Source organism: Kineosporia sp. R_H_3 (assembly GCF_002198675.1).
Taxonomy (GTDB): Bacteria; Actinomycetota; Actinomycetes; order Actinomycetales; family Kineosporiaceae; genus R-H-3.
The window spans coordinates 38997-53746 of the sequence record NZ_MWLL01000018.1 but is presented as its reverse complement, the minus strand read 5'-3'; the positions used below and the strand labels follow the sequence as shown (position 1 = coordinate 53746).

The 14750-nt window shown below is 71.0% G+C and carries 12 protein-coding genes and 2 pseudogenes; 8 read left to right on the top strand and 6 right to left on the bottom strand.

Annotated elements, in window-relative coordinates; genetic code table 11:
* Positions 1 to 19: 19 nt before the first annotated feature.
* On the bottom strand, positions 20 to 694 hold the full coding sequence (locus ECOMGDLI_RS02045; protein ID WP_088313114.1) for an isoprenylcysteine carboxylmethyltransferase family protein: 675 nt from the start codon (positions 692 to 694) through the stop codon (positions 20 to 22).
* Positions 695 to 1162: 468 nt separating this feature from the next.
* Between ECOMGDLI_RS02045 and ECOMGDLI_RS36595 the strand changes: the two are divergent.
* Together ECOMGDLI_RS36595 and ECOMGDLI_RS36590 are read left to right on the top strand one after the other, a co-directional pair.
* Positions 1163 to 2705: pseudogene (locus tag ECOMGDLI_RS36595) on the top strand (oleate hydratase).
* A pseudogene (locus ECOMGDLI_RS36590) lies at positions 2702 to 3559 on the top strand (GDSL-type esterase/lipase family protein); the annotation flags it as partial. The pseudogenes ECOMGDLI_RS36595 and ECOMGDLI_RS36590, both read left to right, overlap by 4 nt.
* Positions 3560 to 3700: 141 nt before the next feature.
* On the opposite strand, the gene ECOMGDLI_RS36585 reads toward ECOMGDLI_RS36590, so the two are convergent.
* Positions 3701 to 4579, bottom strand: coding sequence for an alpha/beta hydrolase (locus ECOMGDLI_RS36585; RefSeq protein ID WP_143447446.1), 879 nt, complete (start codon positions 4577 to 4579; stop codon positions 3701 to 3703).
* Positions 4579 to 5214, bottom strand: a complete 636-nt coding sequence (locus ECOMGDLI_RS02025) for a TetR/AcrR family transcriptional regulator (protein WP_158220856.1) — start codon at positions 5212 to 5214, stop codon at positions 4579 to 4581. Before ECOMGDLI_RS02025 ends, ECOMGDLI_RS36585 begins: the two co-directional genes overlap by 1 nt.
* A gap of 49 nt (positions 5215 to 5263) precedes the next feature.
* On the opposite strand from ECOMGDLI_RS02025, the gene ECOMGDLI_RS02020 reads away from it, so the two are divergent.
* The gene (locus tag ECOMGDLI_RS02020; RefSeq protein WP_158220855.1) at positions 5264 to 6793 is read left to right on the top strand and encodes a molybdopterin-dependent oxidoreductase; all 1530 of its coding nucleotides are present in this window, start codon (positions 5264 to 5266) and stop codon (positions 6791 to 6793) included.
* 158 nt (positions 6794 to 6951) lie between these two features.
* Here the strand turns inward: ECOMGDLI_RS02020 and ECOMGDLI_RS02015 are convergent, their stop codons facing one another.
* From ECOMGDLI_RS02015 to ECOMGDLI_RS34305, 3 genes are all read right to left on the bottom strand, one after another.
* Complete coding sequence (locus ECOMGDLI_RS02015; protein ID WP_198954451.1) at positions 6952 to 7305, bottom strand: hypothetical protein; 354 nt, start codon at positions 7303 to 7305, stop codon at positions 6952 to 6954.
* Between the two features lie 170 nt (positions 7306 to 7475).
* Entirely contained in the window at positions 7476 to 7970 is a 495-nt protein-coding gene (locus ECOMGDLI_RS02010) for a hypothetical protein (RefSeq protein ID WP_143447445.1), read from the bottom strand.
* A 108-nt stretch (positions 7971 to 8078) separates the two neighbouring features.
* Complete coding sequence (locus tag ECOMGDLI_RS34305; RefSeq protein WP_158220854.1) at positions 8079 to 8255, bottom strand: hypothetical protein; 177 nt, start codon at positions 8253 to 8255, stop codon at positions 8079 to 8081.
* Positions 8256 to 8396: 141 nt separating this feature from the next.
* On the opposite strand from ECOMGDLI_RS34305, the gene ECOMGDLI_RS02005 reads away from it, so the two are divergent.
* From ECOMGDLI_RS02005 to ECOMGDLI_RS01985, 5 genes are all read left to right on the top strand, one after another.
* A complete protein-coding gene (locus ECOMGDLI_RS02005) occupies positions 8397 to 9338 on the top strand; it encodes a DMT family transporter (RefSeq protein WP_158220853.1) in 942 nt (313 codons plus the stop codon).
* Positions 9339 to 9617: 279 nt separating this feature from the next.
* A complete protein-coding gene (locus tag ECOMGDLI_RS02000) occupies positions 9618 to 11963 on the top strand; it encodes a heavy metal translocating P-type ATPase (RefSeq protein WP_369812698.1) in 2346 nt (781 codons plus the stop codon).
* Entirely contained in the window at positions 11960 to 12337 is a 378-nt protein-coding gene (locus ECOMGDLI_RS01995) for a cupredoxin domain-containing protein (RefSeq protein WP_088313101.1), read from the top strand. Before ECOMGDLI_RS02000 ends, ECOMGDLI_RS01995 begins: the two co-directional genes overlap by 4 nt.
* Before the next feature lie 342 nt (positions 12338 to 12679).
* Positions 12680 to 13471 carry a prolipoprotein diacylglyceryl transferase gene (locus ECOMGDLI_RS01990; protein WP_088313099.1) on the top strand — a complete coding sequence of 264 codons (792 nt, stop codon included), beginning with the start codon at positions 12680 to 12682 and terminating at the stop codon, positions 13469 to 13471.
* 566 nt (positions 13472 to 14037) lie between these two features.
* A complete protein-coding gene (locus ECOMGDLI_RS01985) occupies positions 14038 to 14730 on the top strand; it encodes an ABC transporter ATP-binding protein (protein WP_088313097.1) in 693 nt (230 codons plus the stop codon).
* The last annotated feature ends 20 nt before the right edge of the window (positions 14731 to 14750 follow it).

Below are 14750 nucleotides of genomic sequence, written 5' to 3'. Positions count from 1 at the left end.
GAGGGGAGCGGTGACCTCGTCAGCCGCCCAGGGTGTCGGGAGCGCCCTGCCGGTCAGTGGGAGTCGCGGGGGGTGGCCGCCGCGGACGGTAGGCGGGCACCGTGGCGGCGTACTGGTCCCATGCAGGTCCGAAGGCCTGCGCGACAGTTCGTTCCTCGCGGCGAGCCAGGCGCGCGTAGACCAGCGCCAGGACGGGGAACATCGCCAGCGTGGGGATGGTGGGCCACTGGAGCAGGAACCCGAGCATCACCAGCAGGAACCCCAGGTACTGCGGATGCCGCAGCCACGCGTAAGGCCCCTCGACGGCGAGGCGCCGACTACGGGCAGCCTGGTGGAGCACCTGCCAGGCGGCGGTGATGAGCCAGAACCCTCCCCCGATGAACGCATAGCTCGCCAGGTGGAACGGGGACACGTGCGGGTCGGCGTCCCAGCCGATCAGGTCGTTGAGGAGGTGACCGCCGCGGTGGTCGGCGCGCAGCAGCGGGAACCTCGAACCCAGCCATCCGGACACCAGGTACACCGTCAGCGGAAAGCCGTACATCTCGGTGAACAAGGCGACGAGAAAGGCGCTGAAGCCACCCATGACGGTCCAGTCCCGGGCAGTGTTCGTCGGGTGGTAGAAGCTCACCGCGAACGCCAGGACCAGCAACGTGTTGATGACCACCAGCGGCCAGAGCCCGTAGTCGCTGCCCATTGCCCCTGTCCTCCAGGTCTCGCGCGGCCCGCAGTGTGCGGTCCGTCGGCCCGATCCTGACCGTCGACAGCCGGCACCAGCATCCGGTACGGACCACAGTCGCCGCGCGTACCTTTCCGACGCCGTCCACCCACGCGGCCAGGTCGGCCCCGGGGCCCCGCTGCCTGCGGCGGCGGTCGTCCGCGAACGACGGGCCGAGCCGACGCGTACCTTCCCGACGCCAACACCGTGGCCCTGACGGATGCCAGGCCGTCAGCAGGCCGCCAGTGTTGACGCACCGACCGCGCGCCGGACCCGGCACGACGCCGGGCGTCGACGCCGCCCAGAGGAATGGCAGACATGACACCCGCACAGCGAGGGCACCACCACGGCGACAACTCCCACAGCTCGCACGACTCGCACGACTCGCACGACTCGCCCCGTGACACCGGGCGGGAGGTGTGGATCATCGGGGGTGGTATCGCCGGGCTGGCCGCCGCTGCCTTCGCGATCCGGGACGCGGGAGTCCCTGGTCCACGCGTGCACATCCTCGAGGAGTCCGGCGTGGTGGGCGGATCGATGGACGGGGCTGTCTCCCCGACCGCGGCGCAGGCCTTCGTCTCCCGAGGCGGCCGGATGCTCGAGGAACGCGCCTACCGCGCCACCTGGGACCTGTTCGACACGGTGCCCTCACTGAGCGACCCGTCGACCAGTGTCCGGAAGGAGGTCGTCGACTTCAACGCGCAGGTCAAGACCCACGCCCGTGCGCGCCTCATCGCTGCCGATCATCGGATCCTCGACAGCACCGGCTTCGGCCTCTCCGCGCGGGACCGCGCCCATCTGCTCCGGCTGATCGCCACCCCGGAGCCACTGCTGGGGTCCCGGCGCATCGACGAGATGTTCGACGACCGGTTCTTCGCGACCCCGTTCTGGCGGATGTGGCGAACCACTTTCGCGTTCCAGAGGTGGCACTCCGCGGTCGAGATGCGCCGCTACTGCCTACGGTTCCTGCACGTCTTCGACCACCTTGACACCCTCAGCGACGTGCGGCGCACCGTCTACAACCAGTACGACTCGATGATCGTGCCGTTGCAGCGCTGGCTCGTAGGGCGCGGCGTCGACGTCCGGCTCGGGACCCGGGTCGACGACGTCGAGCTCGTCGACGGCGGACCGCAGGGGCGCCGGGTGACGGCGCTGCACCTGCAGACCCCCGCCGGTGCAGAACGTCTCGGGATCGGCGAACGGGACATCGCGCTCATCACGATCGGCTCGATCACCGCGGACGCCCGTTACGGCGGGAACGACACCGTCCCTGAACTCGTCCGGGACCACCGCGACCACGGCTGGTCGCTGTGGGAGCAGATCGCGCGCAAGGCACCCGACCTCGGCCGGCCGGCGGCGTTCTTCGGGAACATCGACGAGCACAAGTGGGAGTCGTTCACCCTGACCATGCGCGACGACACGTTGCTGCGGCGGATCACCGAGTACTCGGGGAACCTACCGGGCACCGGTGCCCTCATGACCTGGGTGGACTCCGGGTGGCACCTGTCGGTGGTGGTGCCCCATCAGCCGCACTTCGCGGGAATGCCCGCCGGCACGAGCACGCTGTGGGGGTACGGGTTCGACATCGACCACCAGGGTGACCACGTCCCGCTGCCGATGTCACAGGCCACCGGACGACAGATCCTCACGGAACTGGTGGGCCACCTCGGGTTCGACGACATCCTGGACCACGTGCAGGCGACGACCGACGTCACCACCGTGATGTGCCGTACGCCTCAGCCCTCTTCGCGTGCCGCGCCCCCGGGGACCGGCCCGCCGTCGTCCCTGACAGGTCTCGCAACTTCGCGTTCCTCGGACAGTTCACCGAGCTCCCCGAAGACATCGTCTTCACCGTGGAGTACTCGGTGCACGGCGCGATGCAGGCCGTCTACACACTCCTCGACGTCCCCCGCGAACCCCCCCCCACCTCTACCGGGGGATCCTCGACCCGCGCGCCGCCGCGAGCGCGGCGAAAGCCCTCCTGCGGTGATCACCTTTCGACGCCCCGGCGGAAGGCTCGAAAGCCGGTCCCAGCGGCGACCCGGCGGACCACCCCGCGCAGCGGCCGGCGCACTGGCCAGCAGACCAGCCGGCGGACCAGCCGGGGTCGCGGCGGCCCGTCGCTGCGCCGCGCTCACCCTTCTGGCCGTCGCGGTCCTCCTGGCGCAGGCGATCTGGACCCGCCGCCGCCACACCAACCGCAGCACGCCGGCACCCCACCTCGACCTGGTCGTGCGACCAGGGGAGGGACGCCCGTACAGGTCCGGTAGCTCGGCGGCCGGGTCGGCCGGGGCGTGCCGCCTCGCCGCGCTCGGCGACTCCGGGATGAGTGGCGTCGGCGCCGACGACGTCGACGGCGTCCTCGCCGTGCAGGTCGCCCGTCGGCTCGCCGAGCAGCTGAGCCGTCCTGTTCACGTGGTCGGGTACGCCAGAGCCGGCGCACGGACCCGTGACGTGCTGCACGAACAGGTCCCTCTCGTCAGCGGCGCCGACTGCGCGCTTCTCATGGTCGGGACCAACGACGTCGTGGGCCGGACGCCGCTGCGAAGACTCCACCGGGACACCCGCACGCTGCTGTCGGCACTGGACGACCTGGCTGTCCCCGTCGTCATGAGCAGCCTTCCCGAGGTGCGGGCGATGCTCGCGCTTCCCCGCCCCCTTCGCGACGTCATCGCGCTGCACTCCCGCGTCGTGGAGGCCGTGCAACGTGCTGCTCTCTCGGCCGCACAGACCCAGCATCTGGTGTGGGTCGACGTGCGCCGCCAGACCGGCCCGCTCTTCCTGACCAGACGCGACACTCTGAGCGCGGACCGGTTCCATCCCTCCAGCGCCGGCTACGCGCTCATCGCCGACAGCCTGGCACCCGCGCTGGCACGGGTCATGGCGGACTCACCGGCATCAGGACCGGGCTGGAGGCGGCCGCTGATCGGCGCAGGGACGACTCCCGAGGGCGGAGGCACAGATACCCGGCCCGGACAGCGCCGGTCAGGCGACATCGGGCCGGATCGAGCGCAGGAACGAGCGCAACGCGGCGCTGAGGAGATCCGGGACGTCTTCGCTGACGAAGGGGCCGGAGTCCTCGAGGATCTCCAACCGGGCGTGCGGGAGCAGTCCGGCCAGGCGCTCGCCGTGCGCGAGCGGGAAGAAGCGCTGTCGGGACCACGCGACGAGGGCGGGCTTGGTGAACCTCGGCAGTGCCCGTGCAGCATCGAGGGTGTACTGGCGGGAAATGCCTCGGACCAGGGCGGCGAAGTCGCGGCGGGTCCCCGGGTACGCGCGCAGCGGCGCGATGTAGCTGGTCATGATCTCGGGCGGGATGGGTCGTCTGGTCAGCAGGCCGAACGCGGCGGGCGACCGGTGGACCGGACGTAACCGCAGCGCTTCGGCGATGACGCGCAGACCCGGGGCGCTGCGCCCGAACAGCTGAAGATGCCTGATCGGCAGCGGCAGGAAGTTCTCGAACGCGTCGCACGGGGTCAGCACCACGGCCCCGACGTGCTCGTGGGGCCCTGCGGCCACAGCCTGGCAGATCGCTCCCCCGGTGTCGTTGCCGACGAGAGTGACGTCGCTCAGGTCGAGCGCGGACAGCGTCCGCGCGACGAGATCGGCCAGGCCGGGCAGCGTGAAGTCGCAGCCAGCGGCCATCGGGAGCTGGTGCCCGCCGAGCGGCCAGTCGGGGCTGACGCACCGGTACCGGTCGGACAGGTCCGCGACCACGTGCCGCCAGACGTCGGCGTTGGCGAGGATTCCGTGCACGAAGACGAGTACGGGTCCGTCCGGCGGGCCGGCCTCGTGGATCCGGATGGCGCCTTCGGTGACCCGCACGGTACGGGCAGGTCCTAGGAGGTCTGCGCGGGTCGCCATCACTGCGCTCCCGACCCGTGGTCGTCGGGCCGAGTCCGATGGGTCGGGTGGGGGACGAGCCCGTTCATGAGCAGCTCTTCCAGCGCGGTGCGGGTGGTGTCGGCATCCCAACCGTGGGCGGCCCGCAGATGCAGGTAGGTGCGGGGCACGACATTGAACAGCAGCGTGGCCGTGGTCGCGTAGTCCGCCTGCGGCTCGAGGCTGCCATCGACGGCCCCGTCGCGCAGCAGACGGGCGAACGGGCCCACGTAGACGTCGCGCGCGTCATGACCACCCCCCGGAGCGTCGAGATGGAACACCGGGTCCGGGGCGGACGACAACCCGGCGAGCAGATCCAGGTGGGCTTCGACGACCTCGCAGCACGCGGCCAGAGCGACCCGAAGGCGGGCCGCGCCGTTGCCCTCGTGCATCAGGGCCGGCCACAGCGCTGCCTGCCAGGCTTGCACCGCCCCGACGGTGAGCGCGTCAACGAGCAGGTCTCGCGTGATGCCGCGGCGGTACAGGGTGACCCGGGACAGGCCTGCAGCGTCAGCGACACGCTCCAAGGTGAACTCGTGCCATCCGTGCTGGGCGATCACCTGCGCGGCGGCGCGAAGGACAGCATCCTCGACGACCGCGACCGCCGGATCCTGCATCAATTGTGCTCCCTTGTTGCATCGTATGCGTTGCAATACTGTCACAGTCATGAATCTCCGCCAAGCCCTGAGGGTCGGCGTGCCGGCGGCGCTCGCCGGCGTCGGCGCCGCCGAAGCCGTCGCCGCAGTTCGCGGAAGCGGCTCGTTCCTGGACGCCGCCGGCAAGCTGGTGGTCGACCGCGGACCGAGATCAGCCGTCGAGATCGTCATCCCGGTGCTGCGGTCAGCGGACAAGGCCGCGATCCGGGCCGGCGCTCTGGCGACCGTGCTCGCCTACGGCGCACTGCTCGGCGGAAGTCACAGGTCGGGACCCCGAGACCTGGCCGCGACCACTGCGCTGGCAGCGGCAGGCGTGGTGGTGTCAGGGCGCTTCGGCTCCGTGACGGGGCACCGTCGCTCCCACACGCAGGACCTGCTGGCCGTCACAGCGGGGAGCGCCGTCGGAGTCGCGGCGCTCAGGATGCCGATCAGGGCGCAGATGTGCACCGCTCTGCTCGGGGCAGCCGCGCTGACCTGGTCCCAGCGACAGGCCGCCCGCTCGACGCCACCGACCACGTGCGGATCGGGCGACGCCTGCGGAAAGGATCTTCTGCCGTCTCCTCGGCACCCCTTGCCCCCGCCGGTCGACGGTGCCGAGGCATGGCCCGGTGCCACACCGCTGATGACCCCGGTGGAGTACTTCTACGTCACCGACGTCACGATGAGACCACCCGTGGTGGACTCCGGCATGTGGCGGCTGCGCATCGAGGGCGCCGTCGACCGCCCCGCCACGATGAGCTACACCGACCTGCTCGGCGAGGAGCTCGTCGAGTTCGACGCCGCCATGGTCTGCGTGCACAACCGGCTCGGCTGGCACCGGCTGGGCAACCAGCGCTGGACAGGTGTGCCGCTCCACCGGCTGATCGAACGCGCCCGGCCGCGCCCCACGGCGGCGGTCGTTGTCACGCGGTCCGTCGACGGCTGGGAGTGCAGCCTGCCGCTGGATCTGCTCGCGGACCGCGACGCCTATCTTGTGCTCGGGATGGCCGGTCGCCCGCTCACAGCCGCTCATGGCTACCCGGCCCGAGTGTTCGTGCCGGGCTTGTACGGCCAGTACGCGGGAGCGAAGTGGGTGACGCACATCCGTTTGCAGAGCACCCCCAACGAGGACTACTGGTCCCGGCGTGGCTGGACCCGGGGCCCGCTCCAGGTCCGACCTATGGCACGCATCGACAACCCGGTGGCCGGGCAGGTCCTACCAGCCGTCTCCGGCACCGTCACCGTCTGCGGGGTCGCCTGGTCACCCGCGACCGCGGTAGCAGCGGTCGAGGTGTCTCTCGACGCAGGGCCGTGGCGACCGGCGGAACTTGCCGGGAATCTGTCGGCGACAAGCTGGCGACGCTGGCGGGCGCACCTCGAGGTTCCCGCAGGGCGGCACGTGGTCCGCGCCCGATGTCTCGGCGTCGACGGACAGATCCAGGAGGAGGTGGTGAGGCGACCCTTCCCCTCCGGGGTCAGCGGATACCACCAGATCGGATTTACCGTGCGGCCGAGCGACCCGGTCAGCCCAGTCGCCCCACGACCCTTGGGGACGGGCTGACGCACGGCGCAAGGCCTTCGTTCTCCGATGTGGCCGAACGTGGTCCGCTGGACGGCAACGCAGACCATGATCCTCTGCGTGCTCACGTTGGTCAGGGACCTTCACAGGTCGGCGAGTGACTGACGGATGTCCTCGGAGAACGCCCTGGGCCGGTGCGATCAGGGCTGGTGGTGACCTGAGTGGTCGACGGTCTGGGTCGGTGCCGCGGGCCCGGTGCCTGAGCCGGCGTCGACCCCACTGATCCGTGGCCCGACGACGAACGCCGACACCGAGAACATCACTGTGAACACCAGCAGCGCGACCGCAGGGGCCCACCAGCTCCGGAACCGTCGCTTCAACCGGAGCAGCATGGGGATCGAGGCGACGAGGCCGATCACCCCGAACAGCGCCGTGCCGCCCGCGCCGGCGACCAGCGCAGTCCCTGCGAGCAGCCCGATGTGGTGCAGGACGTGCGGGGCCAGCCCGGTCACCACCCCGACCGCGGCCGTCAGGCCGTTCCAGAGCGTGCGCAAGCGGCCGCCGCCGGAGGAAGGCTCGGGGCGGGGAAGGTCCGCGGCCGACGCGGCGGCTGACATGGCAGCTGAGGCAGCGGCTGACGTAGCGGCTGACGTGGCGGTCGGGTCGGCGGCGGCGCTACTGGGTGTGTTCACGGCTGCTCTCTTCGTTCGTCTCGGGGACGACATCAGGTCTGGGTCGGTGCAGGGCCCGCGTGTCGCAGGGTGGGTTCGCCGGCGAGTGCTCGGGCGTAGGCGTTCAGCAGTGCGCAGACCTGCTCGCGGATGCCTTCGAGCGGGTCATCGCCGCTGCGGGCCACCGTCGGTCCGGCGCACAGTGCGCCGCGCCAGATGTCCACGGCGACTGAGTCGAGGGCCGAGCACAGGTCCGCGAGATGGTCGAGGACCTCGAGGCCGTCACGGCGGACGTCGTAGCCGCTCGCGATCTCCGCCAGGCCGGCGGCGGCCCGGTGCAGGGCCAGGGAGACGAACGGGTCGAAACAGCGACCGTTCGCGTCGGCACGCGGGAGCCACCGCGGCTGCGGTCCGATGTCCTGGACGGCGCGATCGACGCCGCTCTGGATATCGCGCTGGACGCTGTCCGGAACGGCCGCAGATCGCGCCGGTGTCGTCGGCCGGGCTGGTTTCATGGCGTCCTCGTCGGAAGGGGGCATCGCCTCCATGCTCCCTGCGCCGCCTGAAGTATCTGCCGGTAGAACCATGAACTTTCGCTCAAGGAGGCGACGACCCTCCCGAGAACGCGACCACCGGTGCGACGCTGCCGGCGGCGGCTAGGGTGCGGCGGTGGGTGTGGTGGTCGTCCGGTCGGTCGGCGCGGCGTCCTGGAGACGGCGGTCCTCGCCGGCCGGTGGGCAGCAGCAGCTTCGGGTCTTGACCCGCCCGGTCACGGCACCGATCGCGAGGAACGCGACGAACCCGATGACCGGCGTCGCAACGAGGAATCTCACAGCGTCAGGGTAAGCACGTGACGGAACGCCCGCGAGTGCCTGGCCCGACCTGGCTGCTCACAGTCGAGCAGTTGCCTCATGGTCGAGCATTGCCGGAGACCCGACGGCGGTGCCGCGAGACCGGTGAGTGAGAGGCGGACGATGACGACGGGAACCGCGGAGGCGGCGTTCACCGGTCGGCCACGGGCGTTGCGGATGCTTGTCGCCAGTGCCGGGTGGGCGGGCTGCTTCCTCCTGCTGGGCGTCGCGTTGCGCGGATCACCGCCGCTGTGGGTGGCGACCTGGCGGGCTCTGCTCGCCGGGACCTCCCTTCTTGCGGTGAGCGCCGGCCACAGACTGCTGGGTCGTCGGCGCAGCGGCAGCGGACGGGACGTGCGGGTAACCGTCGCGGTGCCGTGGCCGCTGGTCGGGGTCATGGCCTTGGCCAACGTCAGCGTGGGGCTGGGTGCCATGGCGACGGCCGCCGGGGGGACCTCGACCGGCGCGGCCACCGTGCTCGCCAATGCCCAGCCGCTGCTGGTGATCCTGCCGGCGTGGATGCTCTACGGCGAGCGGCCCTGGCGCTGGACGTTGCCTGCCCTGGCCGTCGGCGCCCTCGGGCTCGTCCTGACGGCGGACCCGACGGCATCGCTGGCGGGCAGTGCCGCCGCTCTGCTGGCCTCCGTCGGCCTGGCCGTGTCGACGTTGCTCGCCCGACGGATCGGGACGGCGGACCTGCTCACTGTCGGTGGCTGGCAGTACGTCGTCGGCGGGCTGCTGCTCGCAGTGACGGCCCTGGTCGTCGAAGGACACCCGGTGGTCCCTCTCAGACCCGGTCCCGTCGCGGCGCTGCTGGTCCTGAGCGTGTTCGGCACCGCGGTGCCGCTGGTGATCTGGCTCGGCGAGGCCCGCCGTTGCGCTGTCACGCCGCTGGCGGCCTGGACCCTGCTGGTACCTGTGCTCGGCGTCGCCCTCGGGGTTGTCGCGGCCGGAGAACGACCTGGCCCTGTCGCGCTCCTGGGCTACGTTCTCGTCCTGGTGTCGACGGTTGTCGTTCTCGTCGGCGAGACGCGCACCACCGCCGCGGACCGCGTCCGCCACTGAATGCGGCCCGTTCCCGCCCGACCGGGTCCCGGACAAGGCTGCAGAGAACGAGCCCTGGTCGGCCTCCTGGTCGGCCTCCTGGTCGGCCTCCTGGTCGGCCTCGTGGTCGGGTACGCGGTCGGCCTGCGGGACTTGCCGCAGCGTGACGACGTCCGATCACGGACGTCGTCACACCCGTTAGAGGCCATCGTCGTCTGCAAGGGATCCGTGCCGCGGGTCTGTCCGAGGGCCCTGTGCGGGCCGAGGAGGATGAGGACGTTGCCAGGCGAGGTCGACGGTGTGAGCGTCAGGAGCGAGCCCGGGACACGATCGGTGGTCGTGCCGAGCAGCCGGGTGCACTGCGAGTCGTCGGCGGCCGCGGTGAGCGCGGAGCTGCGAGGACGACCTGGCGTCGTGTCCGCACACGCCGACCCGGTCCGGCACACGGTCGAGGTGACCTACCTGGCCGACCTGGTGACCCTCGAACAGCTCGCCGACTGGGCCGAGACCGGTTCGCCGGGCGGTTCGCCGGGCCAGCCTGGCGAACCAGCGTCGCACCTGATGGCCCAGACGCGACCTACCCCGGTCACACCCGCACCGGCGGATACCGCTGATGGGTCCGCCTCCGCGGAGGCAGACCGCGAGTACCGGTCCTTGATGCGCCGCTGGTGGTTCGCCGCGGCGGTCGGTGCCCCGACGATGGTGCTCAGCTACCCGTGGCTGATCCCCGGTCTGCGGGACTGGTTCCCGCGCGGCAGCGACGCGCTGCGTGGCCTGTGGGCGGTCATGGGCGTGTTCGCGTTCGCGGTGCTGGCCTACTCCGGGTCCCAGTTCTTCACCGGTGCGGCGCGTGCGCTGCGTGCCCGGCAGGCCAACATGCACACGCTGATCGCCCTCGGGACGGGGGTGGCGTGGGTGTACTCGACGATCGCCGTCATCGCCCCGCAGATCTTCCCCGAAGCGAGCATGAGCGACGTCTACTACGACGTCACCGTCGTGGTCACCGCACTCGTCGTGCTGGGACTGGCGCTGGAGGTCAAGGCGCGTGGCCGGTCGTCGGAGGCGATCCGCAAGCTGGTCGGCCTGCAGGCCCGCACCGCCCGTGTGGTGCGGGACGGTGTCGAGGTCGATGTCCCTGTCGGGGACGTGGTCGTCGGTGACGAGATCGTCGTTCGTCCGGGCGAGAAGATCCCGGTCGACGGCCAGGTCCGCACCGGCAGCTCGGCCGTCGACGAGAGCATGATCACCGGCGAGTCGATGCCGGTCATCAAGGCCCGTGGCGACGAGGTCATCGGGGCCACCCTGAACACCACCGGCGCGTTCCGGATGCGGGCGACCAAGGTCGGCGCCGACACGGCGCTGGCGCAGATCGTCCGCCTGGTCCAGGACGCCCAGGCGAGCAAGGTGCCGATCCAGCGGGTCGTGGACGTCGTGTCCGGCTACTTCACCCCGGCTGTGATGATCCTTTCCATCCTCGGGTTCGTCGCCTGGTACGACCTTGGCCCCAGCCCCGCACTGGCCTACGCCATCATCGTGGCGGTCACGACACTGATCATCGCGTGCCCGTGCGCGCTGGGCATGGCGACCCCGATGTCCCTGACCACGGGCGTCGGCAAGGGCGCCGAGCACGGCATCCTGATCCGGTCCGGCGACGCCCTGCAGGTGACGTCCAAGCTCGACACCGTTGTGCTCGACAAGACCGGCACTGTGACCTGGGGGCGGCCGGCGCTGACCGACATCGTCACGGTCGACGGCTGGGACAGCGACGAGCTGCTGGAGCTGGCGGCCTCGGTGGACGCTGTCTCGGAGCACCCGCTCGCGACGGCGATCGTGGCCGGCGCCCACGACCGCGGCCTCGCCCTGACGCAGGCCGTCGACTTCGAGGCCGTCCCCGGCCACGGCGTCCGCGCCAAGGTCGGCACCCGGTCAGTCCTGGTCGGCAACGAGAGGCTGCTCGGCCGCGAAGGGATCACCATCGGCGATCTCGCCACGACCTGGCAGCGCCTCGCCGACGACGGCAAGACCCCGATGTTCGTCGCCGTCGACGGCAGCCTTGTCGGACTGGTGGCCGTCGCGGACACCGTCAAGGACGGCTCCGTCGCCGCGATCGCCCGGCTGAAGGCCGCCGGCCTGCAGGTCGCGATGCTCACCGGTGACAACCAGCGGACCGCGGATGCGATCGCCCGCCTCGTGGGCGTCGACCGGGTCCTCGCCGAGGTCCTCCCGCAGGACAAGGCCGACGAGATCCGCAAGCTGCAGCTCGAGGGCCGCAAGGTCGGCATGGTCGGCGATGGCATCAACGACGCCCCCGCACTCACCCAGGCCGACGTCGGCTTCGCGATCGGGACGGGGACCGACGTGGCCATCGAGGCCGCCGACGTCACCCTGATCTCCGGCAGTCTCGAAGGTGTCGTCACAGCGGTCGCGATCTCCAAGGCGACCATGCGCAACGTCCGGCAGAACCTCGGCGGCGCCTTCGGGTACAACGTCCTCGGCCTGCCGATCGCCCTGGGCCTGCTCTACCCGCTGTTCGGCATCCTGCTCAGTCCGCTCCTGGCCGCGGCAGCGATGAGCCTCAGCTCCCTGACAGTCATCTCCAACGCCAACCGGCTGCGGAACTGGAAACCCAAGGACGGTTCGCGATGAGCACCTCCCAGATCCTCGTCAGTCTCGTCGGAGTCGCGCTCGTCGCGTTCATCGTGTGGTTCTTCTGGCTCAAGAAGGAAGAAGGCGTCGCAGCCGCCCTGACGTCCAGCGGGTACCAGGAGGCCACGATCCTGGTGAAGGGCGGCTACGCCCCTTCGACGATCCGGGTCCAGCACGGCCAGCCCGTGCGGCTCACGTTCCGCCGGGAGGAGACCTCCCCCTGCTCGGAGACCGTCGTCCTGGATGCTTTCGGCAAGAGCGCCCACCTCCCCGAGGGCCAGCTCGTCCCGGTCGAGTTCCTGCCCAAGACCCCGGGCGAGTACAGCTTCACCTGCGGGATGGGCATGCTCCACGGCACCGTGATCGTCCAGTAGACGGCACACTCCCCGGTCCCCGGGCGGGAAAGGCGAGGGCCGGGTCCACCGCAACGGTGGGCCCGGCCCTCGCGCCGCGTCCGGCGGGCGCATAGCGAGCGCCGCCGCGGTGCCGACCCAGGCGTGCCACGCGGGCGAGACGTCGAACCGCCGGGCGTCGTGCGCGAGCGTCAGGCTGGCGGGCGCATCAACGGGCTTGAGCCAATCTTCACGAGCACGGGGCACCGACCTTCACAGGGCGTGGCAAGACTGGCAGACGGATCCACCGACGCGACGGATCCACGAGCCAACGGGATCCACAAGGCAACGGATCCACGAGCCAGAGACCCGGAGGAACCTGCCATGCGACCGGTGCTGTTCAGCATTCTCGGACTGGACGTGCAGACGTACGGGGTGAGCAAGGCCCTCGCGGCACTCGTCGCGGCGCTCCTGCTCGCACGGTCGTTCGGCCGTCTCGGCCTCCCCCGGGACGACGCCTACGGCCTGGTGATGTGGGGGACGATCTGGGGCTTCGCAGGGGCCAAGGTCTACTACCTGCTCGAGCAGTGGCCCGACGTGACGATGCACGACCTGGGCGGCATGGGCTTCACCTGGTACGGCGGCCTCCTGGCCGGCGTCGCCTCCGCAGTGGTCTTCGCGCGCCGACACCGGCTGCCCCTCGACCTCGTCGCCGGCGTAGCCGCCGTACCGCTCAGCGTCGCCTACTCGATCGGCCGCATCGGGTGCTTCCTCGCTGGCGACGGCACGTACGGCCGGCCTACGCAGCTGCCCTGGGGGGTCAGCTTCCCCCATGGGGTCGTCGCGACCGACGTGCCGGTGCACCCCACACCGGTCTACGAGGCGCTCGCCGCCCTCGGCATCGCCGCCGTACTGGCACTCGCCTCCCGCCGGACGAGCGCCCTCCGGGTCGCCGCGCTCTACCTGGTCCTCAGCGGGACCGCCCGGTTCCTCGTGGAGCTCCTGCGCACCAACGACCCCGTCGTCGCCGGGCTCACCCAGCCCCAGCTCTGGTCGCTGGTCGGCCTGGTCGCCGCCGTCGTGCTCTGGCGCGCCGGACGCGGCGGCCGCCACCTGACCGCAGCCCGGGTCGAGCATGTCTCTGAACCAGCCCTCGCCCGCAGAGGGTCTGCGTAGTCCGCCGCAACGGACCTGTCAGGCGCCGTCAGGAAACCACCGGAGACGCACCTCGATCTGCGGATCCTGAGGTCGCACGCACCGGGCAGAGTCGAAGGCGGAACGACCCGGCAGACATCGCCCCCGATCCCGAGAGGAACTACCGTGCTCGACTTCCTGATCCGAAACTGGTTCCTGATCCTGCTCTTCGGCGCCATGGCCTGGATGCACCTCGGCCACGGCGGCCACGGCGGCCACGGCGGGCAGACNGGTGCGGCGGCGCACGGGGCGGGCGTGCGGGGGACGAGCACACCCACCCCGAACCGCGCCCGACCCGCGCCGGCCAGGAGCCTACGGCGGTGTACCCGTCCGAGCACCGAGTTCCGGGGGTGGACCGTCCCCATGGCGAGCAGGCTCCGGTCTGGGGAACGCCTCCCAGCAACGGCGCATCGTCGAGCGGCGGTGCACCGTCGTGGCCCGCCTCGCACGACTCGACCCACCTGCCGGACCAGCGGCGGCGCCGAGGCTGCTGACCACTCCGCGGCGCTCGTGCACACGGCGTCCACAGTCTGGCAAGGAGCAGAGCGATGACAGCGATTCCAGAGACAACTCGTGACACAGCTCCGTCGGCAGGGCGCACCACCGCCTCGGGGCCGGTCCCTGCAGTGCTTCGAGCGGTCGGGCTGGAGAAGGCCTACCGCACGGGTCTGACCCGGCGCAGGCAACCGGTGCTTCGCGGCGTCGACCTCGTCCTGCGTCCCGGCGAGGTGGTGGGTCTGGTGGGCGAGAACGGTTCCGGCAAGACGACGCTGCTGAAGATCCTCGTGGGCCTGCTGAACGCAGACGCCGGCCGGGTCGAGACCACGGGACTGGTCGGCTTCTGCCCGCAGGAGCCCGTCCTCTACCCCCGGCTCAACTGTGACGAGCACTTCGAACTCTTCGGGAAGGCACATCGACTCAGCACGAGCGTCCGGATCGACACACAGAAGTCCCTCTACGCCGCGCTTGGTTTCGAACGGTACGCACGGACCCGGGCGGAGCGCCTGTCCGGCGGCACGGCCTCCAAGCTCAACCTCGCCCTGGCCCTGCTCGCAGACCCTGCGGTCCTGCTCCTGGACGAGCCCTACGCCGGCTTCGACTGGGACACGTACCAGAAGTTCTGGACCCTTGTCGCCCAACGTCGGGAGCACGGCCAAAGCATTCTGATCATCAGCCACTTCGCCGCGGACGCCGAGCGATTCGACCGCATCATCGCGCTCCGCGAGGGCCGGGCGGTGTGACATGAGCGACCTGCTGCTCG

Bases quoted from the DNA above. Each gene is read 5' to 3' on its own strand.
- ECOMGDLI_RS02045 (WP_088313114.1), bottom strand. From the start codon at position 694: ATGGGCAGCGACTACGGGCTCTGGCCGCTGGTGGTCATCAACACGTTG.
- ECOMGDLI_RS36585 (WP_143447446.1), bottom strand. From the start codon at position 4,579: ATGGCGACCCGCGCAGACCTCCTAGGACCTGCCCGTACCGTGCGGGTC.
- ECOMGDLI_RS02025 (WP_158220856.1), bottom strand. From the start codon at position 5,214: ATGCAGGATCCGGCGGTCGCGGTCGTCGAGGATGCTGTCCTTCGCGCC.
- ECOMGDLI_RS02020 (WP_158220855.1), top strand. From the start codon at position 5,264: ATGAATCTCCGCCAAGCCCTGAGGGTCGGCGTGCCGGCGGCGCTCGCC.
- ECOMGDLI_RS02010 (WP_143447445.1), bottom strand. From the start codon at position 7,970: ATGGAGGCGATGCCCCCTTCCGACGAGGACGCCATGAAACCAGCCCGG.
- ECOMGDLI_RS02005 (WP_158220853.1), top strand. From the start codon at position 8,397: ATGACGACGGGAACCGCGGAGGCGGCGTTCACCGGTCGGCCACGGGCG.
- ECOMGDLI_RS01995 (WP_088313101.1), top strand. From the start codon at position 11,960: ATGAGCACCTCCCAGATCCTCGTCAGTCTCGTCGGAGTCGCGCTCGTC.
- ECOMGDLI_RS01990 (WP_088313099.1), top strand. From the start codon at position 12,680: ATGCGACCGGTGCTGTTCAGCATTCTCGGACTGGACGTGCAGACGTAC.
- ECOMGDLI_RS01985 (WP_088313097.1), top strand. From the start codon at position 14,038: ATGACAGCGATTCCAGAGACAACTCGTGACACAGCTCCGTCGGCAGGG.